The organism is Streptomyces sp. NPDC005899, assembly GCF_040629645.1.
Classification (GTDB): Bacteria; Actinomycetota; Actinomycetes; order Streptomycetales; family Streptomycetaceae; genus Streptomyces.
This window is the reverse complement of the sequence record NZ_JBEXWB010000008.1, coordinates 25,486-46,414: the sequence shown is the minus strand read 5'-3', so window position 1 is coordinate 46,414 and position 20,929 is coordinate 25,486. Positions and strand designations below refer to the sequence as shown.

General features: G+C 69.6%; 18 protein-coding genes. 9 read left to right on the top strand and 9 right to left on the bottom strand.

The window, feature by feature from the left end; translation table 11 throughout:
* Positions 1 to 113 precede the first annotated feature (113 nt).
* Both ABZ371_RS02285 and ABZ371_RS02280 read left to right on the top strand, forming a co-directional pair.
* Positions 114 to 794, top strand: coding sequence for a CoA pyrophosphatase (locus tag ABZ371_RS02285; protein WP_358672691.1), 681 nt, complete (start codon positions 114 to 116; stop codon positions 792 to 794).
* An 89-nt stretch (positions 795 to 883) separates the two neighbouring features.
* A complete protein-coding gene (locus tag ABZ371_RS02280) occupies positions 884 to 2,089 on the top strand; it encodes a MarP family serine protease (RefSeq protein WP_358672690.1) in 1,206 nt (401 codons plus the stop codon).
* 129 nt (positions 2,090 to 2,218) lie between these two features.
* Here ABZ371_RS02280 and ABZ371_RS02275 read toward each other — a convergent pair whose 3' ends face one another.
* From ABZ371_RS02275 to ABZ371_RS02250, 6 genes are all read right to left on the bottom strand, one after another.
* On the bottom strand, positions 2,219 to 2,422 hold the full coding sequence (locus ABZ371_RS02275; protein ID WP_358672689.1) for a hypothetical protein: 204 nt from the start codon (positions 2,420 to 2,422) through the stop codon (positions 2,219 to 2,221).
* 104 nt (positions 2,423 to 2,526) lie between these two features.
* On the bottom strand, positions 2,527 to 3,504 hold the full coding sequence (locus tag ABZ371_RS02270; protein ID WP_358672688.1) for an alpha/beta hydrolase: 978 nt from the start codon (positions 3,502 to 3,504) through the stop codon (positions 2,527 to 2,529).
* Positions 3,501 to 4,031, bottom strand: a complete 531-nt coding sequence (locus tag ABZ371_RS02265; protein ID WP_358672687.1) for a phage holin family protein — start codon at positions 4,029 to 4,031, stop codon at positions 3,501 to 3,503. The genes ABZ371_RS02270 and ABZ371_RS02265 overlap by 4 nt, the downstream gene beginning before the upstream one ends.
* A gap of 39 nt (positions 4,032 to 4,070) precedes the next feature.
* Positions 4,071 to 5,471, bottom strand: coding sequence for a Na+/H+ antiporter NhaA (nhaA, locus tag ABZ371_RS02260; protein ID WP_358672686.1), 1,401 nt, complete (start codon positions 5,469 to 5,471; stop codon positions 4,071 to 4,073).
* 389 nt (positions 5,472 to 5,860) lie between these two features.
* A complete protein-coding gene (gene acs, locus ABZ371_RS02255; RefSeq protein WP_358672685.1) occupies positions 5,861 to 7,828 on the bottom strand; it encodes an acetate--CoA ligase in 1,968 nt (655 codons plus the stop codon).
* A gap of 177 nt (positions 7,829 to 8,005) precedes the next feature.
* The gene (locus ABZ371_RS02250) at positions 8,006 to 10,594 is read right to left on the bottom strand and encodes a SulP family inorganic anion transporter (RefSeq protein ID WP_358672684.1); all 2,589 of its coding nucleotides are present in this window, start codon (positions 10,592 to 10,594) and stop codon (positions 8,006 to 8,008) included.
* Between the two features lie 285 nt (positions 10,595 to 10,879).
* Here ABZ371_RS02250 and ABZ371_RS02245 point away from each other — a divergent pair, with 285 nt between their 5' ends.
* Positions 10,880 to 12,208 (top strand): hypothetical protein, encoded by a 1,329-nt coding sequence (locus tag ABZ371_RS02245; RefSeq protein WP_358672683.1) that lies wholly within the window; start codon positions 10,880 to 10,882, stop codon positions 12,206 to 12,208.
* A 63-nt stretch (positions 12,209 to 12,271) separates the two neighbouring features.
* On the opposite strand, the gene ABZ371_RS02240 is transcribed toward ABZ371_RS02245, so the two are convergent.
* Positions 12,272 to 13,276, bottom strand: coding sequence for an ATP-binding protein (locus tag ABZ371_RS02240; RefSeq protein WP_358672682.1), 1,005 nt, complete (start codon positions 13,274 to 13,276; stop codon positions 12,272 to 12,274).
* Between the two features lie 96 nt (positions 13,277 to 13,372).
* On the opposite strand from ABZ371_RS02240, the gene ABZ371_RS02235 reads away from it, so the two are divergent.
* The gene (locus ABZ371_RS02235) at positions 13,373 to 14,197 is read left to right on the top strand and encodes an oxidoreductase (RefSeq protein ID WP_358672681.1); all 825 of its coding nucleotides are present in this window, start codon (positions 13,373 to 13,375) and stop codon (positions 14,195 to 14,197) included.
* Positions 14,198 to 14,696: 499 nt separating this feature from the next.
* Here ABZ371_RS02235 and ABZ371_RS02230 read toward each other — a convergent pair whose 3' ends face one another.
* Positions 14,697 to 15,536, bottom strand: coding sequence for an HAD-IB family hydrolase (locus ABZ371_RS02230; protein WP_358672680.1), 840 nt, complete (start codon positions 15,534 to 15,536; stop codon positions 14,697 to 14,699).
* Positions 15,537 to 16,047: 511 nt separating this feature from the next.
* On the opposite strand from ABZ371_RS02230, the gene ssd reads away from it, so the two are divergent.
* The 5 genes from ssd to ABZ371_RS02205 all read left to right on the top strand — a co-directional run bounded on the left by ssd (position 16,048) and on the right by ABZ371_RS02205 (position 20,256).
* Positions 16,048 to 17,187: a septum site-determining protein Ssd gene (gene ssd / locus ABZ371_RS02225; RefSeq protein ID WP_358672679.1), complete on the top strand. Its 1,140-nt coding sequence runs from the start codon at positions 16,048 to 16,050 to the stop codon at positions 17,185 to 17,187.
* Positions 17,184 to 18,332: a TadA family conjugal transfer-associated ATPase gene (locus tag ABZ371_RS02220; protein ID WP_358672678.1), complete on the top strand. Its 1,149-nt coding sequence runs from the start codon at positions 17,184 to 17,186 to the stop codon at positions 18,330 to 18,332. Before ssd ends, ABZ371_RS02220 begins: the two co-directional genes overlap by 4 nt.
* Before the next feature lie 41 nt (positions 18,333 to 18,373).
* A complete protein-coding gene (locus ABZ371_RS02215) occupies positions 18,374 to 19,198 on the top strand; it encodes a type II secretion system F family protein (protein WP_358672700.1) in 825 nt (274 codons plus the stop codon).
* A gap of 26 nt (positions 19,199 to 19,224) precedes the next feature.
* A complete protein-coding gene (locus ABZ371_RS02210; protein WP_358672699.1) occupies positions 19,225 to 19,998 on the top strand; it encodes a type II secretion system F family protein in 774 nt (257 codons plus the stop codon).
* 117 nt (positions 19,999 to 20,115) lie between these two features.
* On the top strand, positions 20,116 to 20,256 hold the full coding sequence (locus ABZ371_RS02205) for a DUF4244 domain-containing protein (protein ID WP_358672677.1): 141 nt from the start codon (positions 20,116 to 20,118) through the stop codon (positions 20,254 to 20,256).
* Positions 20,257 to 20,605: 349 nt separating this feature from the next.
* On the opposite strand, the gene ABZ371_RS02200 is transcribed toward ABZ371_RS02205, so the two are convergent.
* On the bottom strand, positions 20,606 to 20,908 hold the full coding sequence (locus ABZ371_RS02200) for a helix-turn-helix transcriptional regulator (RefSeq protein ID WP_358672676.1): 303 nt from the start codon (positions 20,906 to 20,908) through the stop codon (positions 20,606 to 20,608).
* Positions 20,909 to 20,929: the final 21 nt, after the last annotated feature.

Sequence of the window (20,929 nt, the reverse complement as noted above, 5' to 3'; positions counted from 1 at the left end):
GGCACCGCTCGGAACGAAATGGCCGGCGGCAGGCGTTGGGAGCGACGGGGGTGCCCATGACGGACGTACAGAGCACGAGGACCGCACGAGAGGCGGCCACCAGGGATCCAGGAATGCCGGACGACAGCGCGATCACCGTCTCGACCGAGGGCCTGCCCGGCTGGCTGGGCCCCGTGGCCCGGGCCGCGGGGAGCGTCCGCGCGCAGCAGCTCAGCCGGTTCCTGCCTCCGGAGAGTGGTGCGGGCCGCCAGTCCGCAGTCCTCGTCCTCTTCGGCGAGGGCGAACGCGGTCCGGAGCTCCTTCTGATGGAGCGCTCGGGCAGCCTGCGCTCCCATGCCGGCCAGCCGTCCTTCCCCGGCGGGTCCCTCGACCCCGAGGACGGCGACCCGGGGACCACCGGGCCGCTCAGAGCGGCGTTGCGGGAAGCGGAGGAGGAGACCGGCCTCGATCCCGCGGGTGTCCAGATCTTCGGCGTGCTGCCACGGCTGTACATCCCGGTGAGCAGCTTCGTGGTCACGCCCGTCCTCGGCTGGTGGCGGACGCCCAGCCCGGTCGGAGTGGTCGATCCGGCCGAGACCGCCCGGGTCTTCACCGTCCCCGTGGCGGATCTCACGGATCCGGCCAACCGCGCGACGGCCGTGCACCCGAGTGGCCATCAGGGCCCGGCATTCCTGGTCGAATCCGCACTCGTCTGGGGCTTCACGGCCGGCGTGATCGATCGCCTCCTCCACTACGCGGGCTGGGAACGCCCGTGGGACCGGGACAGGCAGGTGCCGCTCGACTGGCGCGCATGACAGGCTGACCCGTGCTGCGCTGTTCCGGGCCTGGCCCGGACCCCGTCGAACCGGACGGGCCAGGTGACGAATCTGCGAGGCAATAGACGGTGAACGTGCTGGACATCCTGCTGCTGGTCGGCGCCGTGTGGTTCGCGGTGATCGGCTACCGCCAGGGTTTCGTCGTCGGCATCCTGTCCGTGATCGGCTTCCTGGGCGGCGGCCTGGTGGCCGTCTACCTGCTCCCGGTGATCTGGGACAAGACGACCGACGGGTCGGAGGTCTCCTCGACGGCCGCGATCGTCGCCGTGGTGATCGTGGTGGTGTGTGCCTCCGTGGGCCAGGCGTGCACCACCCACCTGGGCAACAAGCTCCGCCGCTACATCACGTGGTCACCGGCGCGGGCCCTGGACGCGACCGGAGGCGCCCTGGTGAACGTGGTGGCCATGCTGCTGGTCGGCTGGCTGCTCGGTCTGCTGCTGGCACAGACCACGCTGCCGACGGTCGGCAGGGCGGTCCGCAACTCATCGGTCCTGCTGGGGGTCGACCGCGTCATGCCGGACCAGGCGTCCAGCTGGTTCAAGGACTTCTCGTCCGTCCTCGCGCAGAACGGCTTCCCACAGGTCTTCAGCCCTTTCGACAACGAACCCATCACCGAGGTCCAGGCGCCCGACCCGGCGCTGGCCGGCAGCCCTGTCGCCTCCCGCGCCAAGAGATCCATCGTCAAGGTCGTCGGCATGGCACCCGGCTGCGGCAAGGTGCTCGAGGGCACCGGGTTCGTCTTCTCCGACCGCCGGGTCATGACCAACGCACACGTGGTCGGCGGGGTCGACGAGCCGACGGTCCAGATCGGCGGCGAAGGCCGGCTCCACGACGCGAGGGTCGTCCTCTACGACTGGCAGCGTGACATCGCCGTGCTCGACGTCCCCGACCTCGACGCCGAGCCGCTGCGCTTCACCGACACGGAGCACGACGCCGCGACCGGTGACGGCGCCATCGTCGCCGGCTTCCCGGAGAACGGCGGCTACGACGTCCGCTCCGCCCGCATCCGTGGCCGCATCGACGCCGGAGGACCGGACATCTACCACCGCGGCACCGTGCAGCGCGACGTGTACTCCCTGTTCGCGACAGTCCGTCAGGGCAACTCCGGCGGCCCGCTGCTCACACCCGACGGCAGGGTGTACGGCGTGGTCTTCGCCAAGTCGCTCGACGACCCCGACACCGGATACGCCCTCACGGCTGATGAGATCCGGGAGGACATCGATCTCGGCAGGTCCGCTGTCCAGCAGGTCGACAGCCAGGGCTGCGCGCTGTAGGCCGTGTCGCCCCGGTGGCGCCCCGTCCGTGCCCCGGGTACCTCGGCACACCGGCCGACCCGACGGCGCAGAGTTCCGTGCATCCGTACCGGTCGTGACGTTCCGCCGAGCCGGCGGGCGTCCCGCGCGTCACGTCCGGGGATGGCGCAGCCGCGCCGACACCCAGCGTGCCCGACGGTGGAGGATGCGCGGAATGCCCAACCGGAGATCATGAAACTCGCTCACATCGTGCACCCGGCTCAGGGAGCCGCCCCCCTCGTGAACGCTCGGACCATCAGGAGCGGTCGAGCGGCGGTTGCGTGCTGCGTCAGTGAAGTCGCGCGTCCAGCCCATACCCGACGTCTGCCCCTGACCCAAGGTCGGTAATCGCGCGCGAGTCAGCCAATCGGCCTATGCGGCAGGCAAGTCGCCGCCCGTCGGACACCTGTTTTACACGGCTACCGATCCGGCTCGGGATCCTTGAGCCAGTTGATGAGTTCGGCTGAGAAACCGGCCGGATCCTCCTCGTGGGGGAAGTGACCCAGACCGTCGAAAAGTCGCCATCGGTAGGGCGCCTCGACGTAGGCCCCCGAACCCGCGGAACTGCGGGTCCTGACCACCGGATCGAGAGAACCGTGCAGGTGCAGCGTCGGTACGCGCACCGGCCGCTTCATCCTCCGGTTGAACTGGATGCCGTCAGGACGGGCCAGGGAGCGCACCATCCAGCGATACGGCTCGACCGAGCAGTGCGCCGTCGACGGGATGCACATCGCCCGCCGGTAGACGTCCAGGGCCGCGTCATCGGGGAATTCGGAAGTGCGGGGACCCGACCAGCCCTGGATGAGCCGTCCGACCAACGCGGCTTCGTCCGCCACCAGCTGACGCTCCGGAACCCACGGCCGCTGAAAGCCCCAGATGTGCGAACCGGCCCGCGACTGCGCCACGTCGGAGAGCATCGATGAGCGCCAGCGACGCGGATGGGGCATCGACGACACCGCCAGCCGGCGTACCAGCTTCGGACGCATCACAGCGGCGGTCCAGGCGAGGTAACCGCCCATGTCGTGTCCGACGAGTGCCGCGTCCGGCTCACCGAGCGACCGGATCACGCCGGTCACGTCGAGCGCCAGATTGGCGGGGTCGTAACCGCGGGGCGTGCGGTCACTGCCGCCCACGCCCCGGAGATCCATCGCGACGGCACGGAAACCGGCGTCGGCCAGTGCCGTGATCTGGTGGCGCCAGGTCCACCAGAACTGCGGGAAGCCGTGCAGCAGCAGTACCAGCGGCCCGTCACCGAGCTCCGCGATGTGGAAACGGGCACCGTTCGCCGCCACGTCGCGGTGGGTCCAGGGGCCGTCGAGGCGGACCGGGCCACCGGTCCCGGCGGCCGGACCCAACGGCACCGTGGGGCCGGCTGCGCTCATATCGGGAACGGTCATGTCGATGAGCGTGCCACAGAACTCGCCTCGTCCTGGACCGGGCGGCTCTCGATGGCCTTGTCCGCGAGGGTGCTCCCCTGCGCGCGCTCGATCGCGCGGGCGGAGACGGCGGGGCGGGGGTGCGGCTTGACGCCCTGGAGGACAGCCGCGGTCTGCTTGGCGGAGGCGATGGACTTCTCCGGCGGCTTGACCTTCTTGAACTTGGCGAGGCCGAACAGGGCGAGCAGGATGCCCAGAAGGATGAACGCGCCACCCACGATCAGGAACGACCAGGCCAGGCCGAGCCCCAGGTTGTGGATCCCGTAGGCCGCCGCGAAGCTCAGCATCGGAATCGCGAACAGGAGCAGCACACCGGTGACGATGAACGCCACGCTGCCGATGGCGCCGCGTTTGACGTCCTGCCGCACCTCGGCCTTGGCCAGGGCGATCTCGTCGTGCACCAGCGCCGACATCTCGGCGGTCGCCGAAGCGAACAGCTGCCCGAGACTACGGTCGGTGCTGCCCGCATAGTTGCTGGGGTCGCTCATCCCTGACTCCCTCTCCTCTTCCGTACATCCGATGTCAGATCATGCCGGACTGTCCGGCTTGCCGCTCGCTCCCCCCGCCTGTTCGGCAAGGCGGCGGTGCTCGGCCGCCTTCCCCTCGTACAGGGCGGCCATCCGCAGGTGATAGTCCGGGTCGTCCTGTTCGTAGACGTCGGGCACACCCGACCGGTCCTCGTCGAGCTCCTCCGCCTCGTACAGGGCCCGGTACCTGCGTACCCGGAGTTTCAGCAGTACACCGGAGAGTACGGCGGCGATCAGCGAACCGAGGAGAACCGCGGCCTTGACTTCGTTGATCATGTCCTCGTCGCCCGTGAACGCGAGCTCACCGATGAGCAGCGAAACGGTGAAGCCGATTCCTGCGAGCGCGGCCAGGGCGAACACGTCCGCCCAGGCCAGATCCTCGTTCAGCCGGGCCTTGGTGAACCGGGTGACCAGCCATGTGCCGCCGAAAACGCCGACGGCCTTCCCGACGACCAGGCCGAGAACCACGCCGAGCGTTTCCGGCCTGGTGAACACGCCGGCCACAGCATCGCCCTTGAGGGTGACACCCGCCGAGAACAGTGCGAACAGGGGCACGGCGATGCCGGCCGACAGCGGGCGTACCAGGTGTTCGACGCGCTCACCAGGGGATTGCGACTCGCCCTCCCGACGACTGCAGCGCAGCATGAGGCCCATGGCCACGCCGGCGATGGTGGCGTGCACGCCGCTGTTGTACATCAGCCCCCAGATGACGAGGGCGAGCGGCAGGTAGACGTACCAGCCCCGGACGCCGGCGCGCAGCAGCACGTAGAAGACGGCCAGGCCGACGACCGCCCCCCCGAGGGCCAAGAAGTCGAGGGTGTCGGTGAAGAAGATCGCGATGATCAGGATGGCGAAGAGGTCGTCGACCACGGCGAGCGTCAACAGAAAGGCGCGCAGCGCCGATGGCAGCGACGCACCGATGACGGCCAGGACGGCGAGCGCGAACGCGATGTCGGTGGCGGTGGGCACGGCCCAGCCGGCCCTGGACCCCCCGCCCACCACCACCGTCAGGGTGTAGACGACGGCGGGGACGGCCATTCCGCACAGTGCCGCGGCGACGGGGAGGACGGCGGCCTTGGGGTCCCGCAGTTCGCCCGCGACCATCTCACGCTTGAGTTCGACGCCCGCGACGAAGAAGAACACGGCGAGCAGGCCGTCGGCCGCCCAGTGGGCCACCGAGAGGTGGAGCCCCAGTGCTTCGGGACCGAAGTGGAAGCTGCTGACGGCCGCGTAACTGGAGCCGAAGGTGTTCGCCCAGATCAGTGCCGCGACAGCAGCGACCAGGAGAAGGACGCCGCCGACCGTCTCGGCACGGAGCGCATCGGCGACGAAGTTCCGCTCGGGCAGGGAGAGCCTGCCGAACAGGGTGGGGCGAGGCGGCTGGGAAGGGGGCGCGGCCACGGGGGACCTCCGGTCGGGGAACGGCAGCTATGGCATGGCGAAGCACATGCCGACCAGACTTCCCGGCGCCCCTGTGGAGATGTGTGTGGAGTTGTGTCGACCGGCGGACCCGCCCTGTCGCAGAAGTCACCACTCTACCCGGATACCGGACTCCGCCCATCGGCTCCGCCCGGGTGCGGCGGGTGTGTCCACGGCGGATCCGCCCCGGGTGAGGTGGCTGTCTCGAGGCGGCTCCGCCAGGGGGTGGGGCGGTGCACCTACCCGAGGGCTCCGCCCGGGGTGAGGCGGGGGGTAGACCCCTGGAAGCAGTGGACGGGCGGGCGCCGCACGCACCGAGGGGCGCGCGGCCTGTTGCCGGGCGCCCCTCGGGGTCGTACGTCTGCGAGCGCTCAGTCCTCGGAGGACGCCGAGGGCAGCTGCGTCTGGATCAGGGACATGACCGAGGAGTCGGTCAGCGTGGTGACGTCACCGAGCTCGCGGTTCTCGGCGACATCGCGCAGCAGGCGGCGCATGATCTTGCCGGATCGGGTCTTCGGCAGCTCGGCGACCGGCAGGACCCGCTTGGGCTTCGCGATCGGGCCGAGCGTGGCGCCGACGTGGTTGCGGAGCTCGGCGACGAGCTCCTCGGAGGTGGTGGCGGTGCCGCGCAGTATCACGAACGCGACGATGGCCTGGCCGGTCGTCGCGTCGTTGGCTCCGACCACGGCCGCCTCGGCGACCGCGGGGTGCGACACGAGGGCCGACTCGACCTCCGTCGTCGAGATGTTGTGCCCGGAGACGAGCATGACGTCGTCGACACGGCCCAGCAGCCACACGTCGCCGTCCTGGTCCTTCTTGGCGCCGTCACCCGCGAAGTACCTGCCCTCGAAACGCGACCAGTAGGTGTCGAGGAAGCGCTGGTCGTCTCCCCAGATGGTGCGGAGCATCGACGGCCATGGTTCGGTCAGCACGAGGTAACCACCCCCGCCGTCCGGGACCTCGCGAGCCTCGTCGTCGACGACCGTCGCGGAGATGCCGGGCAGGGCGCGCTGCGCCGAACCGGGCTTGGTCGCGGTGACACCGGGGAGCGGCGAGATCATCATCGCACCGGTCTCGGTCTGCCACCACGTGTCCACGACAGGGCACTTGTCCGCGCCGATGTGCTTGCGATACCACATCCACGCCTCCGGGTTGATCGGCTCACCCACCGAACCGAGGACGCGCAGCGACGACAGGTCGAACTTGGCGGGGATGTCGTCTCCCCACTTCATGAACGTACGGATCGCGGTCGGCGCGGTGTAGAGGATCGTGACGCCGTACTTCTGGACGATCTCCCAGAACCGTCCCTGGTGCGGGGTGTCGGGGGTGCCCTCGTACATGACCTGGGTCGCCCCGTTGGCCAGCGGCCCGTAGACGATGTAGGAGTGGCCCGTCACCCATCCGATGTCGGCGGTGCACCAGTACACGTCCGACTCGGGCTTGAGGTCGAAGACCGCGTGGTGGGTGTAGGCCGCCTGGGTGAGGTAGCCCCCCGAGGTGTGCAGGATGCCCTTCGGCTTACCTGTGGTCCCGGAGGTGTACAGGATGAAGAGGGGCTGCTCGGCGTCGAAGGCCTCGGGCTTGTGCTCGGCGGACTGCCGGCCGGTGATCTCGTGCCACCAGACGTCCCGGCCCTCGGTCCAGGCGGTGTCCTGCCCGGTGCGCCGGACCACGACGACGTGCTCGACGCTCTCGAAGCGGGAGACGGCGTCGTCCACCGCCGGCTTGAGCGCGGACGGTTTGCCCCGGCGGTAACCGCCGTCGGCGGTGATGACGACCTTGGCGTCCGCGTCCTGGATGCGGGCGGCGATGGCGTCCGCGGAGAAACCGCCGAAGACGACCGAGTGCGCGGCGCCGATGCGGGCGCAGGCCAGCATGGCCACGGCGGCCTCGGGGATCATGGGCAGGTAGACGGCGACCCGGTCGCCCTTGGTGACACCGAGCTCCGTCAGGGCATTGGCCGCCCTCGACACCTCGTCCTTCAACTCGGCGTAGGTGATCGAACGGCTGTCACCCGGCTCACCTTCGAAGTGGATGGCGACCCGGTCTCCGTTACCCGCCTCGACGTGCCGGTCCACGCAGTTGTAGGCGACGTTGAGCTTGCCGTCCGCGAACCACTTGGCGAAGGGCGGATTGCTCCAGTCGAGCGTTTCGGTAGGCTCCGCGGCCCAGGTCAGGCGGCGGGCCTGCTCGGCCCAGAAGCCCAGCCGGTCCGCAGCGGCCTGTTCGTACGCCTCCGCTGTCACGTTGGCGTTCGCGGCCAGATCGGCAGGCGGTGCGAACCGCCGCTCCTCCTTGAGCAGATTGGCCAGGCTTTCGTTGCTCACGACATCTCCCATTCCCAGGGTGTCCGTTGTGTCCCGGAGGACAGCTCATCAGGCTGCGGGCCAGGTGACAAGTGTCTGCCGGGAATTGGTTTAGACCTGTGTTTCGTGTATGGGGCTCCGCTTCCACGCGCATTTCCTGCGGCGCGGAAGCGGAACCACAAGGTCTCACGGACGGGGAGCGGGGGAGGTTCAGACGCCGACCGCGGTGTCGGGCACCTCGCGCGCCGCCGCGGGAGTGGGGGATGTGCGGGACTGTGCACTCGGCGGCGCATGGGGGTCGGTCTCGTATTCGGCCCAGGGAGCGACCCTGGCGAACACCTCGTCAGGTCCCGTCCCGGCACTGGCACCCTCGGTGAGCAGGTAGGCCTGTGCTTCGCCGACGTGGAAGTACATGCCGTGCAACTGCAGGGTTCCGGCGGCGAGTCGGCGCGACACCGAGTCGTGCGCGCGCAGATGTTCCAGTTGCTGCACGACATTGGTCAGGCAGAGTTGCTCCACCGCGTCCGTGGGCAGACGCCCGGCGATCCGGGCCCAGGAGTGGTGCCGGGAGCCCATACGCTCCAGGCTCGGCCGGCCGTGCCGCAGCCACCGCCACAGCGGAGTCACCGGTGCCTCCGGCGGGGCATCCAGCAGGGCCTGCATGGCCCCGCACCCGGAGTGTCCGCAGACCGTGATGGACTCGACCCCCAGCACATCCACCGCGTACTCGATCGCGGCAGCCACGGAGTCGTCGTTGTTTTCCGCGCTGTCGGCTTCCGGAGGCGGCACGAGGTTCCCGACGTTACGCACGGTGAAGAGGTCGCCCGGACCGCTCGCCGTGATCATGCTGGTGATCAGGCGGGAATCGGCGCACGTGATGAACAGCTGGGAGGGGCGTTGACCCTCGGTCGCGAGCCGGGCCAGCTCCTCACGGACCAGCGGCGCGGTGGTGCGCTGGAACGAACTGAGCCCGCTGAGCAACCGGTGCCGGCTCGGTCTGCCGGGCGTGATGGCCGCTGAGGCAATCATCGCCGCTGCACCGAAGGCGTCCTGGGGGGTCGCTTTCGCCAGGGGGACGCCGATGGTGCGGTCGGTCGCGTTGCCAGGTCGGGTGGCGTCGTCGGCGGTGTGCGCGGCCAGTTCGTGACAGTGGTGGTTGCGCCATGGCGTCCATGGGCGGCAGCAGCTGTGGGCGGCCGACCCGGGCTCGGCGATCCGGCCCCCCGCGCGCCCGGTCAGGATGGTCCTGCCGCCGATGGAGGTCCGGGCGGTGTACCAGTCCTGGATGGTCTCGTACGCGGCGTGGTCCATGAAGAACCCGTCCAGCTCCAGGATCACGTCGGCACTCACCGGCAGGTGGTTGAGCAGCCGGCTGAGCCGGGGGACCGCAAGGAAGGTCAGCTGCCCGCGCACGGAGACCAGATACCGGCCGTCCTCCTCGGTGACCGTGATGCGCGTGCGGGCGAGGCGCTGGAGGGCGATGGCCACTGCCGCCAGGATCCCGACGGCCACGCCCATGAGCACGCCCGCGGTGATCACCCCGCTGATCGTGGCCCCGTAGACCACGAACTCGCGGTGTCTGTGGACGTTGCGGATGTGGGCGAAGTTGACCATCTGGATCCCCACCACCATGACGAGGGCGGCAAGGGCGGCCAGCGGAATCCACTCGAGCACCGTGACGAGCAGCGCGGCAGCCAGCAACATCCAGACCCCGTGCAGCACGGTGGCGGCCCGGCCCGTCGCTCCGGCCCGCACGTTGGCCGAACTCCTGACGGCGCCCCCGGATACGGCGAGCCCGCCGAGCGCCCCGGACAACACGTTGGCGATGCCCTGGGCGCGAAGTTCCCTGTCGAGGTCGGAACGTTTGACGGGCAAGGACGGAGTCGCCCCGTCCCTGGCGATGGCGGATGCACGATCGGCAGCCAGTTTGTCCACGGACACGGCGGCGAGCAACGATTCCAGGCTGGCCACGAGCATGACCGTGAACACCGCGGTGGCGAGGGCCGCCACAGGACCGCGCGGCAGTTCGCCGAAGGCGTGCGAACTCCAGGAGGGGAGGTCGACCCGGGCGATCCCGGGCATGGCCACGGCTGCGACGGCCGTCGCGACCCCGACGGCGACGAGCGCGGCGGGAATTCTGCCGAGTGCTCCTCCGAGGCGTCCGGGCAGTCGCGGCCACAGGACGAGCAGGGCGATGGTCAGTGCTCCGACGGCTGGTGCGGCGGGGCTGATGCGTGCCAACTGGGCGGGCAGTGCCCAGGCGTTGTCGAGGGCGGAACTCTGGGGGGTGCCACCCAGCACCACGTGCAGCTGGGCGAGCGCGATGGCCACACCGATGCCCGCGAGAGTGCCGTGCACGATGGCCGGGCTGACGGCGAGTGCGCTGCGAGCCGCCCTCAGTGACCCCAGCAGGATCTGCAGCAGCCCGGCGCCGACGGTGATGGCGCACGTCGTGCGCCAGCCGTACAACTGGATCAACTCGGCTGTGACCACGGTGAGCCCGGCGGAGGGACCACTGACCTGAAGGGGCGTGCCACCGAGTAGGCCGGCGACGATACCGCCGATGGCCGCGGACACCAGCCCGGCTGCGAGCGGGGCACCCATGGCGACGGCTAGACCGAGCGACATGGGAACGGCGATCAGGAAGACCGTGATGGACGCGGACAGGTCGGCACCCGAGACGCGGAACCGGTGACCGTCAGGTGGTGGCGGGCTGTGCGGTCGCTTGAACCCCGACGAGCGGGATGGGCGCGAACTGCGTGATGAGCGGTCGTTGCGTGCAGGGGCACAGGCAGGCATGGTCCCTCTCCTCCGGGGCAGCGCGGTCGCGTGTTCGATAGGGGCGCGGCCGTGGGTCACGGCATGCAGCGGTGGAATGTGGCAACTCTCGGTAAATGAATCGTAATGCTAAGTAAAGAAAACTGTCCATGCTTTCGAGCAGATAGCCTCTTATCTACCTCTTTCAGGTGATTAAGCAGCTTTTCATCTGATGTGTCGTACCGATCTTCCGGCAAGTGCGTGCGACGTTGGCCGCGCCGTATCGGCACTACGAAGCCCGACTCCTGGAAGAAAGAGGGTGGACGGATGGTGGCCGCAAAGAAGAGGCTCGCCGTGAGAACCGTGGCTATGACCCTGGTGCTGGCGGGAGGCCTGGCCGGCTGCTCGGTCCCGGACGGTGCCGGTTCGACGTCGGGCAGGAGGGCGGCACCTGGCTCGGAGGAACGTTCTCCTGCCGCTGCTCCCAAAGGGGCGGTCAGGTTGATCGGTGACGGTTCAACCGCCTACACCGGGGTTCAGCCGCGGCTGCCTTCGGCCACGCGCCTGGCACCGGGCCGGAAGCCGCCGCAGTTCGTGGTCTTCTCCTGGGACGGCGCGGGGGAGGACAGCCAGAAACTGTTCTCCCACTTCCGCGAGGTGGCCAAGAAGTACGACGCGAAGATGACCTACTTCCTCAGCGGCGTGTACCTACTGCCGGAGGACAAAAAGGCCCTCTACGACCCGCCCCAGCACTCCCCGGGCCGGTCCGACATCGGTTTCAACGACACCGAGGGCATTCGTGACACGCTGGCAGAGCTGCGCGCCGCGTGGCTGGAGGGCAACGAGATCGGGACGCACTTCAACGGGCACTTCTGTGGGCCGGACGGCGGCGTCGGGACCTGGTCGGTCGAGGAGTGGAAGAGCGAGATCAGCCAGGCCAAGTCCTTCGTGAAGAGCTGGAAGACCCACACGCCCGCCCTGCGGGGCGAAGCGCCGCTGCCCTTCGACTACGACAAGGAGTTGATCGGCGCCCGTACGCCGTGTCTCGAGGGGCAGGCGAACATGGTGGCGGCGGCCAGGACGATGGGGTTCCGTTACGACTCCAGTGGCGTCGGCAACCAACTGTGGCCCGCCAAGAAGAACGGGCTCTGGGACCTCCCCCTCCAACTCGTACCCGTGCCGGGACGCGCCTTCGAGACTCTCTCGATGGACTACAACTTCATGTTCAACCAGTCCGGCACGACGCAGGGGGATCCGGGCCGGCACGCGTACTGGGGCAACCAGATGCGGGACGGCCTGCTTCAGGCCTTCGACCGTGCCTACAAGGGCAACCGAGCCCCGCTGATCATCGGCAACCACTTCGAGTCCTGGAACGGCGGCACGTACATGCGTGCCGTGGAAGAGACGATCAAGAAGGTCTGCACCCAGCCCGACGTTCGGTGTGTCTCCTTCCGCCAGCTGGCCGACTGGCTCGACGCGCAGGATCCGGCCGTGCTGGCCAGACTCCGGACACTGAAGGTCGGTCAGTCCCCCGAGCCGGGGTGGACGGCGTTCCTCGCGGGCGGTTCACCGGGCAAGTCCGCGGGCAGCTCCGGGCCCGCCGAGCCGGCGGGCCGGTCGGCGGGCCAGGGCGCCGACGGGGACGCGGACCGGTAGGCGCCTGCCCGCACGCCCATCCGGCCGGCCTTTCGGTTTCCGGTCCGTCAGGTGGGTCCTTCGTCAGACCGGCTGGTCGACGCCGACTTCCTGACATAGGTGCTCATGGAGTACGAAGGCCGGGTCGACCTGGGCAGCCAGGTCGGCCCCGGTCTTCTCGTTGCCCCAGCTCTCCGCGTTCTTCAGATGGAAATGCACCATCTGGCGCGTGTACCGCTCCCAGTCGCGCTGCGCGTACGAGTCCTCCGCCGCGTTCTGGAGGGTCTGAAGCGCCATGCGGTTGTCCGCCTCCAGCAGGTCGAACGGAGCCGGCCTGCCCTTCTCCATCGTCCTGACCCAGTCGGAGTGACCGACTCCGGACAAGAGGTCGTCTCCTACGTGCGCACGCAGGAATTCGAGGTCGTCCGGACCCTGCACCTTGTTGCCGACGACCCTCAGGGCGACCCCGAAATCACGTGCGTACTCCTTGTACTGGCGGTACACCGAGACACCCTTCAAGGTGGGCTCGGCGATCAGGAAGGTCATGTCGAAGCGGGTGAACATGCCTGAGGCGAAAGAGTCGGACCCCGCCGTCATGTCGACCACCACGTACTCGTCGGGGCCGTCGACCAGGTGGTTGAGGTACAGCTCCACGGCTCCGACCTTGGAGTGATAACAGGCCACCCCGAGATCCGCCTCGGTGAAGGGGCCCGTAGTCATGAGCCGGATGTCCCCGTGATCCAACGGGAGCGTGGTCGCACAGGCGTCATGGATCGGGTTGTCCTCACGCACGCGGAGCAGACGCGAACCCTCACCCGGTGGTGTCGTCTTGATCATTGTCGAGGCGGACGCGATACGAGGGTTGCTACCGCGCAGGTAGTCCTTGATGAGAGGCAGTTGTGCGCCCATCGCCGGCAAAGCGGCGGCCTTCTGCTCGTCGAGGCCCAGAGCCGTAGCCAGATGCTGGTTGATGTCGGCGTCCACGGCGATGACGTGGGCCTCGTTGGCGGCCAGGTGTCGGATGAAGAGCGAGGACAGCGTGGTCTTGCCGCTGCCGCCCTTCCCCACGAAAGCGATCTTCATGTTCACCTAGGGTAGCCGCTCAATCGCTGAAAGTGGTCACCGATGGTGAAGAAGGCCACTCGCGGGGCGTATCCGCATGCTGTGCGCGTAGCCTCCCTACTTATGAGTACGACTTCCTCGGACCCGCTGTCCGCCCTGGAAGCCCTGCCGGGCGTCGCGGATGCGGTGAATTCCGTACGCAAGGCCGTGGACCGGGTCTACGGGCACCGCGTCATGCGGCGCCGCAGTAACGAGGTGACCGCTGAGGCCGCCTTGCGCGGTGCTCGTGGTTCGGCGGCGCTGTCGGGCGCCGACTGGAATCTCGAGGAGGTGCGCAGGCGCACCGACTTCCGTGGTGACGGCGAGACGGCCACGATGGGCGCGGCTCTCCGTCTGACCGCGGAGGCCGGGCAGTTGCTCTCCATCTGGCGGCAATCGCCACTGCGGGTACTGGCCCGGCTGCACCTCGTCGCGGCAGGGGGGTCGACCCCCGAGGGCGCCGTGGGGCGGCCCCGGCTGGCGGGGGAGCAGGTCGACGAGCCGCTGATCGAGGCGACGGTCCCGGGCCTTCAGGAGATGGCCGGGCGACTCGACGGGCTTTCGCGGCTGGTGATGGCCGGGAGCTCGGCGCCGGCGTTGGTGACGGCCGCGATCGTGCACGGCGAATTGCTGGCCCTGCGGCCGTTCGTGTCACACAACGGCCTGGTCGCCCGCACGGCTGAACGAATCGTGCTGGTCGGTAGTGGCCTCGACCCGAAGTCGATCTGTCCCGCGGAGGTGGGCCACGCGGAGCAGGGCCGGGCGGCGTACGTCGCGGCGTTCGAGGGATACCTCTCGGGGAGGCCGGAAGGCATGGCTGCCTGGATCGCCCACTGCGGGCGATCGGTGGAGCTCGGGGTCAGGGAGTCGACGGCGGTGTGCGAAGCGCTCCAGCGCGGGGCCGCCTGAGGGGCACGCCCTTCGGCCCGGTCCGGGAGGCGGCGAGGCGGGGCTGGCATCGCCCCTCGTGTCCCGGGTCGGTTCTCCCGGCCCCGCCGGGGAGTGTGCGGCGGCCTCCTCGCCGGCCGACGGAAAATGCGGCGGTACCGCGAGCGGTACCGCCGCTGGCACGTCCGCCGAGTTACCAAGCGTCCTCGATGCGTACCCATCAGGCCGGGGTCTTTGCCCGGCGCCTGGTGTGGCTGGCCCGTAATCGACGGGTCGACGTCACGTGGGTGCTCGGCGTTTGTGCGCGGTCCGTGGGGCCTCTGTGCGTGAGGCTTCCTTGCGGAGCCCAGGTCTCGCGGGCCGTTAAGTCCTTTGTACTCCTCCACCGCCACGAGCGAAAGCGAAGGTCACGCTTTTCTGGCATTCCCTTTCAAAAGCGAACTATTGGGACAGTGGTGTATCTGGTTGGTCCCACTGCGTGGCTCTTGTCTGCTGTGCTCCGCTGGCAGGCTTCCTGTGGTCAGGAGTTGAGTGCGGTGGCCCGACGACGGGACGCGTACCAGACCAGACCGGCTGTGACAGCTGCCGCGCCCACCGCGGCAGCGGCCATCAGGGCCGGTCGTGGCGGCATGGAGAAGAGCGGCAGTCGCTGTTTGAGTCGGACCGGACGGTCGAAGACGAGAATCGGCCACTCCCGGAGGGTGGCTTCTCGTCGCAGCGCTCGGTCCGGATTGACGGCGTGCGGGTGCCCGACCGATTCCAGCATCGGGACGTCGGTGAAGGAGTCGCTGTAGGCGTAGCAGCGCGTCAGGTCGTATCCCTCCGAAGCCGCAAGCGATCTGACGGCTTCGGCCTTGGTCGGTCCGTACGCGTAGTACTCGACCTCGCCCGTGAAGCAGCCGTCGTCACCGACGACCATCCGGGTCGCCACGACCCGGTCGGCGCCCAGCAGTTCCCCGATCGGTTCGACGACCTCGGCGCCGGAGGTCGAGACGATCACCACATCGCGTCCGGCGGTGTGGTGTTCCTCGATGAGGGTCGCTGCCTCGTCGTAGATGATGGGGTCGATCAGGTCGTGCAGGGTCTCGGCGACGAGTTCCCTGACCTGCTGGACGTTCCATCCTTTGCAGAGCGCTGAGAGGTACGCGCGCATCCGCTCCATCTGGTCGTGATCGGCGCCTCCGGCGAGGAACACGAACTGCGTGTACGCGGTGCGCAGCACGGCGCGGCGGTTGATCAGCCCACCTTGGTAGAAGGACTTGCTGAAGGTCAGCGTCGATGACTTCGCAATGACCGTCTTGTCCAGGTCAAAGAAGGCTGCGGCGCGCGGCGAGAAGCAGTTTTCCACAAAGATGAGCATAGGGGGCCACCATTCGGCGTAAAATCCGGCGGGTGGGTTTGCCTCAGAAGGCCGTCGGGTACACCATGGAAGTCACGGATCGTTCGCGACCGTGCTAACCCCGGTCCGGCTCCTCCCCCCCCCGAGTCGGCCCGTGGGGACGACCCCCGCTCTCCCCCCCGGCGGGGGTCGTCGCATGTCCGGACGTGTTTCTGCCGCCTCCGGCGCCGCGGCTCAGCCCCTCCCTCCGGCCCGGCCTCCTCGCCCGGCCCTCGGTTCTCCTCCTGCTCCGAGCATGCATGGTCACACTGGGTAGCGAAAGCGCTGCGCTGTGAATGTCGCCTGTACGAGCTACCGAGATATTCACAATCTCGAGCTTGTCCACAGTTTTTGAGCAAGATCGACATCTTTTCCCGGGTCGGTGCATGTTGATTCCGCCCACGAAGTCCGTGGGTTCCGGAATCGCGCCTCTCGGACCACCCCGAGATCACCGCGAACCGTACGGAAGAGCAGTGAGAAGAGGGCGGAGAAGATGGCGGAAACCTGCACGCGAGAGGGTTCCGTGGTCGCGGGAGGGCCGCGGAGCGGGCCGCTGATCGTGACCGAGGACGCCGAGCTGCTGGATGACCTGCTGAGGCTGTGTGCGGCGGCGGGAGCTGTGCCCGAAGTGCGTCACGGGGCTCCTGACGCCGGGCGGGGCTGGGAGGCGGCCGCCCTGGTCCTGGTAGGCGACGACGCTGCCGCGCGATGCCGCGGAGCTGCCCGCAGGCGCGGTGTGATGCTCGTCGGGCGCGATCAGGACGACCCGGACGTGTGGCGCCGCGCGGTGGAGATCGGGGCTGAGTACGTGCTGCGTCTGCCCGATTCGGAGGGCTGGCTCGTCGACCAGATCGCCAACGCTGCCGAGGGTGTCGGCCGCCCGGCCCTGACGGTCGGTGTGATGGGTGGGCGAGGTGGAGCCGGAGCGTCCACGCTTGCTTGCGCGCTCGCCGTGACGGCCGCCGGGTCCGGCCGGCGGACGATGCTGATCGACGGCGACCCCCTGGGAGGGGGGATCGATGTCCTGCTGGGTGGCGAACAGTCGCAGGGCATGCGATGGCCGGATTTCGCCCGTTCCAAGGGAAGGGTGGGGGCCGGCGCCCTCGAGGAGTCACTGCCGTCCATCCACGGGCTGCGCGTACTCAGCTGGGGACGGGACGACGGTGTGTCGATCCCCCCGGATGCCATGCGGGCGGTGCTCGCGGCGGCACGTCGGCTCGGTGGTGTGGTGGTCGTGGATCTGCCGCGCCGGATCGACGAGAGCGTGACGGAAGCTCTGGCGCAACTGGATGTCGGCCTGCTCGTGGTGCCAGGCGAACTACGAGCGGTCGCGGCGGCCACACAGGTGGCGTCCGCCGCCGGGAGGGTCCTGAGGGATCTACGGATCGTCGCTCGTGGGCCCTACTCGGCCGGCCTGGACGAATACTGGGTGGCAGGGGCGTTGGGCAGGCCCCTCGTGGGGGACCTCCCGGTGGAATCGGGCCTCCCGGCGGCACAGGACGGAGGCGTACCGCCGGGGGGCGACGCCCGAGGCCCCCTGGCCCGCTTCTGTGCCGCGTTCTGGGACGCGGCGGACGGTTCGGACAGCACTGGCATCGCCGGGACGGGGCGGGCTCGGGGCGGTTCTTCATGACGGACGCGCTGCTGGACGCCGTGCGGCAGCGTCTTGCCCGAAGCGGGACCGAACCCACCCGAGCAGGAGTGGCGACGGCCCTGCGGGAGCAGGGGCGCCTGCTCGGCGATGCGGAGATTCTCGGTGCCGCGGAGGAACTGCGGGGCGAGCTGGTCGGCACCGGTGTTCTGGAGAGGCTGCTGGCGGACCCGGCGGTCACCGATGTACTGGTCTCCGCGCCGGACCGGGTCTGGGTCGACCGCGGCCGTGGACTCGAACTGACGAGGGTCACCTTCGCGGACGCGGCGGCGGTCCGCAGACTGGCTCAGAGGCTGGCGGCGGTGGCCGGGCGACGGCTGGACGACGCACGGCCCTGGGTGGACGCGAGGCTTCCGGACGGTACGAGGATGCATGCCGTCCTGCCGCCGGTGTCCGTCGGCTCGACATGCCTGTCCCTGCGCGTGGTACGGCCGCGGGCCTTCACCCTGGCGGAGCTGGTGGCAGCCGGGACGGTGCCGCCCGACGGCGACCGATTGCTGCGAGCGCTCGTCGAGGCCAGGGTCTCGTACCTGATCAGCGGCGGGACCGGAGCGGGGAAGACGACCATGCTCTCCAGCCTTCTGGGAGCGGTCGACGGCACGGAGCGCATCGTTCTCGCCGAGGATTCGGCCGAACTGCGCCCCGACCACCCGCACGTGGTGCGCCTGGAAACGAGACCCGCCAATCAGGAAGGAGCGGGCTGTGTGACCCTCCGGGACCTGGTGCGCCAGGCGTTGCGGATGCGCCCCGACCGCCTGGTGGTGGGGGAGGTGAGGGGTGGTGAGGTGACGGAGCTGCTCGCGGCACTGAACACCGGCCATGAGGGCGGATGCGGCACCGTGCACGCCAACGCGGCCGAGCATGTTCCGGCACGACTGGAGGCCCTGGGGACGGCCGCGGGCCTGGACCGGGCGTCTTTGCACAGCCAGGTGGCGGCCGCACTCTCCGTGGTCGTGCATCTGGTGCGGGACCGCGGTGGACGGCGACGCCTCTCCGCGGTCCACGTACTCGAGCGGGACCCGACAGGTCTGGTGATCACTGTCCCCGCGCTTCGTTGGGGGTATCAGGGGTTCGTCCGGGAGCGGGGCTGGGGGCAACTGGCACTGTTGATCGGGGAGACGCCGTGACGGCGGCTGCCCAGCCCGCGGTACATGTCGTGGCGCTGGTGATGGCGATCGGCGCGGGTCTGGCAGGCTGCCTGGCCGTGCCCCATGAGCCGGCCGTTCGACGGGCACGAGTGATGTTTCCCGGTGGGCGTCCCTCGCGCCGGAGCTTCGCGGACCGCTACGCCGGGGCCCGGACACACCTCGACGAACGGCGTGAATGGCTGTGCGCTCCTTTGGCGCTGCTTCTCGCTGTCGTCGGCGAGTCCGTTCTGCCGCTGGTCGCCGGGGCTGTCGCGGTGCCGCTGGTGCGGCGCTGGCTGCGGCGCCGGTCCTCGCGCTGCGCGAGGGAGGCTGCGGCCGACGCGGTGATGGCCCTGTGCGGAACGGTCGTGGGCGCGCTGCGGGCCGGGAGGGAACCCGGGCAGGCGCTGCTTGCCGCCCCTCGGAAGGCCGGCGCGCTCGGTGCGGGAGAGGCCGCCGTGGTCGCGGCCGCCCGGTTCGGCGGCGATGTGGCGGGTGAACTCCGCAGGGCGTCGGCGGGACCGGGCCTGGACGGGCTCGCGGGTATGGCGGCCTGCTGGCAGGTGGCGGCGGACGGTGGAGCCGGTCTCGCGGCAGGTCTGGCACGACTCGAGAAGGCGCTGCGGGCCGACAGACGTCGGCGGGAGGAGCTGAGGGCGCAGCTCGCGGGCGCGTGGTCCACGGTCCTCGTGCTCGCGTTGCTTCCGGTGGTGGGCCTCGGACTGGGGACGGCCCTGGGGGCCGATCCGCTGGGGGTGCTTCTCCACAGTGCGGGTGGACTCGTGTGCCTGGCGGCAGGTGGCGTGCTGGAGGGGGCGGGGCTGTTCTGGGCGTCTCGCATCGTGCGGGCGGGAGAGGCGTCGTGAACGGGTCGTCGGAGGTGTTCCACCGGCTGGCGGCGGGGGGTGTCGCAGTGGGGGCAGCCGTGTACCTCGCGCACGCGCTGGCCGGGTGGCGGAAGCAGCGGGCCGTCCTCCGGCGTGGCAGGCGTGTCACGGCGACCCGTCCCAGCGGGCGGAAGCCTCGATGGTGGAATCGGCCAGGGGCATGCGTCCCCCACATCCGCCTGTGGGCGGCACCCGTGGGGGTGTTGGTGACCGGCTGGGTACTCGTAGGCGGGTTGGCTGGGTGCGGAGTCGGCCTGGTGGCGGCTTACGGGGTGTGGCGCCGGGCGCGTTCCGGCGGTGGCGTCCGGTCCGCGGCCGACAAGGCGGAGGTGGCCGCGGTCGCCCGGCAACTGCCGCTCGCGGCGGATCTGCTGGCTGCCTGTATGTCGGCGGGGGCGGGACCACGGGAGGCCGCGGAAGCGGTCGGAGAGTCCGTGGGCGGCCCGGTCGGCGACGTGTTGGCCCGCACGGCCGCCGAGCTCAGGCTCGGTGGTGAACCCGCTGATGCGTGGGGGCGGTTCGGAGCGATACCAGGTGCCGGCCCACTGGCCGTCTGCCTTGAGCGGGCCGGAGCGACGGGAGCTCCGGCGGCGGAACCCGTGGCCCGGCTGGCCGACGAGATGCGTGCGGAGCGCGCCGCCGCTGCTGTGGCGCGCGCTCAGCGAGCGGGTGTGCTGATCACCGCGCCGGTCGGGCTCTGCTTCCTGCCCGCCTTTCTGGCGGTCGGGGTGGCGCCGGTGGTGATCGGACTGGCCACGGGCCTGCTGGAGGGCCGCTGAGGTGCCAAGACCGGGAATACCGCTGGGCCCTTCCGGGTGCCCTTTCGATCACCGTACGAGAAACACCGTGTGCATTGCCCGTGTGACGGCACGCGGGCCGAGACCGCAGGGGGAACGATGGGAAAGAGCAACATGGGCCGGGCGTGGAGCGCGGTGCGGCGCACCTGGGCCGACCGGCGTGACCGACTGGCCGGCAACCGCCGTGCGGACCGCGGGATGACGACGTCCGAGTACGCGGTGGGGACCTGGTTTATCTAGGGTTGTCAAGTGCCCTAGCAGGTCGAGCGGCTGATCTGACGTGAGGCACGTAAGGCACGTTTTTGTGCGCACGGCTACAGGAGGGGTGATCCGATGGAGGCGCCTGGCCTCAGCCGGACTGGAGGCTCCGGGAAAGATCATGCCGAAGATTTAAATTGGTCGAGCCTGTGGATAGTTTCCGCCAGCGTGCGGCCGCCAGGAGGGCTCGTGCTTCACGCCAACTGTGCACCCCACCCCGTTTCCCGGGTTTCTGCGGCATCTCAGCAGGCCCGGGCCCGGCAGCAACATACCGTGCGGGACTGACAACACCCCTTCCATAGAGCGGAGTTCGCAGGTCGCAAGGGCTGGTTCAGTCCGAGGTGTCGACGCTAGGGTCGTCGGCGCCGCGAAGATCGCTTCGGGGAGGTAGGCGGACGGACGCGTACAGCGTGTCGAGCGAAATTCCCAGCTCGGTGGCCAGAGCGGCGACGGTGAAGAACTCCGGTGTGGACGTACGTCCCTTTTCGATACTGCGCACGGTCTCGACGGAGATCCCCGCACTGCGGGCGACGGCCTCAGCCGAGCGCCCGGAATTCCGCCGAGCCTGCGTTAGGCGGGAGGCCAGGATCTGCCCGCGCCGCCGTGCGTCGGGATCAAGCCTCCTCCGTGACATGGGTGTAACTATACCTGTATC

Coding starts and splice junctions, on each gene's coding strand:
- ssd (WP_358672679.1), top strand. CDS start 16,048: ATGGCGGAAACCTGCACGCGAGAGGGTTCCGTGGTCGCGGGAGGGCCG.
- ABZ371_RS02285 (WP_358672691.1), top strand. CDS start 114: ATGCCGGACGACAGCGCGATCACCGTCTCGACCGAGGGCCTGCCCGGC.
- ABZ371_RS02205 (WP_358672677.1), top strand. CDS start 20,116: ATGGGAAAGAGCAACATGGGCCGGGCGTGGAGCGCGGTGCGGCGCACC.
- ABZ371_RS02200 (WP_358672676.1), bottom strand. CDS start 20,908: ATGTCACGGAGGAGGCTTGATCCCGACGCACGGCGGCGCGGGCAGATC.
- ABZ371_RS02245 (WP_358672683.1), top strand. CDS start 10,880: ATGGTGGCCGCAAAGAAGAGGCTCGCCGTGAGAACCGTGGCTATGACC.
- ABZ371_RS02220 (WP_358672678.1), top strand. CDS start 17,184: ATGACGGACGCGCTGCTGGACGCCGTGCGGCAGCGTCTTGCCCGAAGC.
- ABZ371_RS02230 (WP_358672680.1), bottom strand. CDS start 15,536: ATGCTCATCTTTGTGGAAAACTGCTTCTCGCCGCGCGCCGCAGCCTTC.
- ABZ371_RS02270 (WP_358672688.1), bottom strand. CDS start 3,504: ATGACCGTTCCCGATATGAGCGCAGCCGGCCCCACGGTGCCGTTGGGT.
- acs (WP_358672685.1), bottom strand. CDS start 7,828: ATGGGAGATGTCGTGAGCAACGAAAGCCTGGCCAATCTGCTCAAGGAG.
- ABZ371_RS02275 (WP_358672689.1), bottom strand. CDS start 2,422: ATGGGCTGGACGCGCGACTTCACTGACGCAGCACGCAACCGCCGCTCG.
- ABZ371_RS02235 (WP_358672681.1), top strand. CDS start 13,373: ATGAGTACGACTTCCTCGGACCCGCTGTCCGCCCTGGAAGCCCTGCCG.
- ABZ371_RS02250 (WP_358672684.1), bottom strand. CDS start 10,594: ATGCCTGCCTGTGCCCCTGCACGCAACGACCGCTCATCACGCAGTTCG.
- ABZ371_RS02215 (WP_358672700.1), top strand. CDS start 18,374: ATGGCGATCGGCGCGGGTCTGGCAGGCTGCCTGGCCGTGCCCCATGAG.
- ABZ371_RS02265 (WP_358672687.1), bottom strand. CDS start 4,031: ATGAGCGACCCCAGCAACTATGCGGGCAGCACCGACCGTAGTCTCGGG.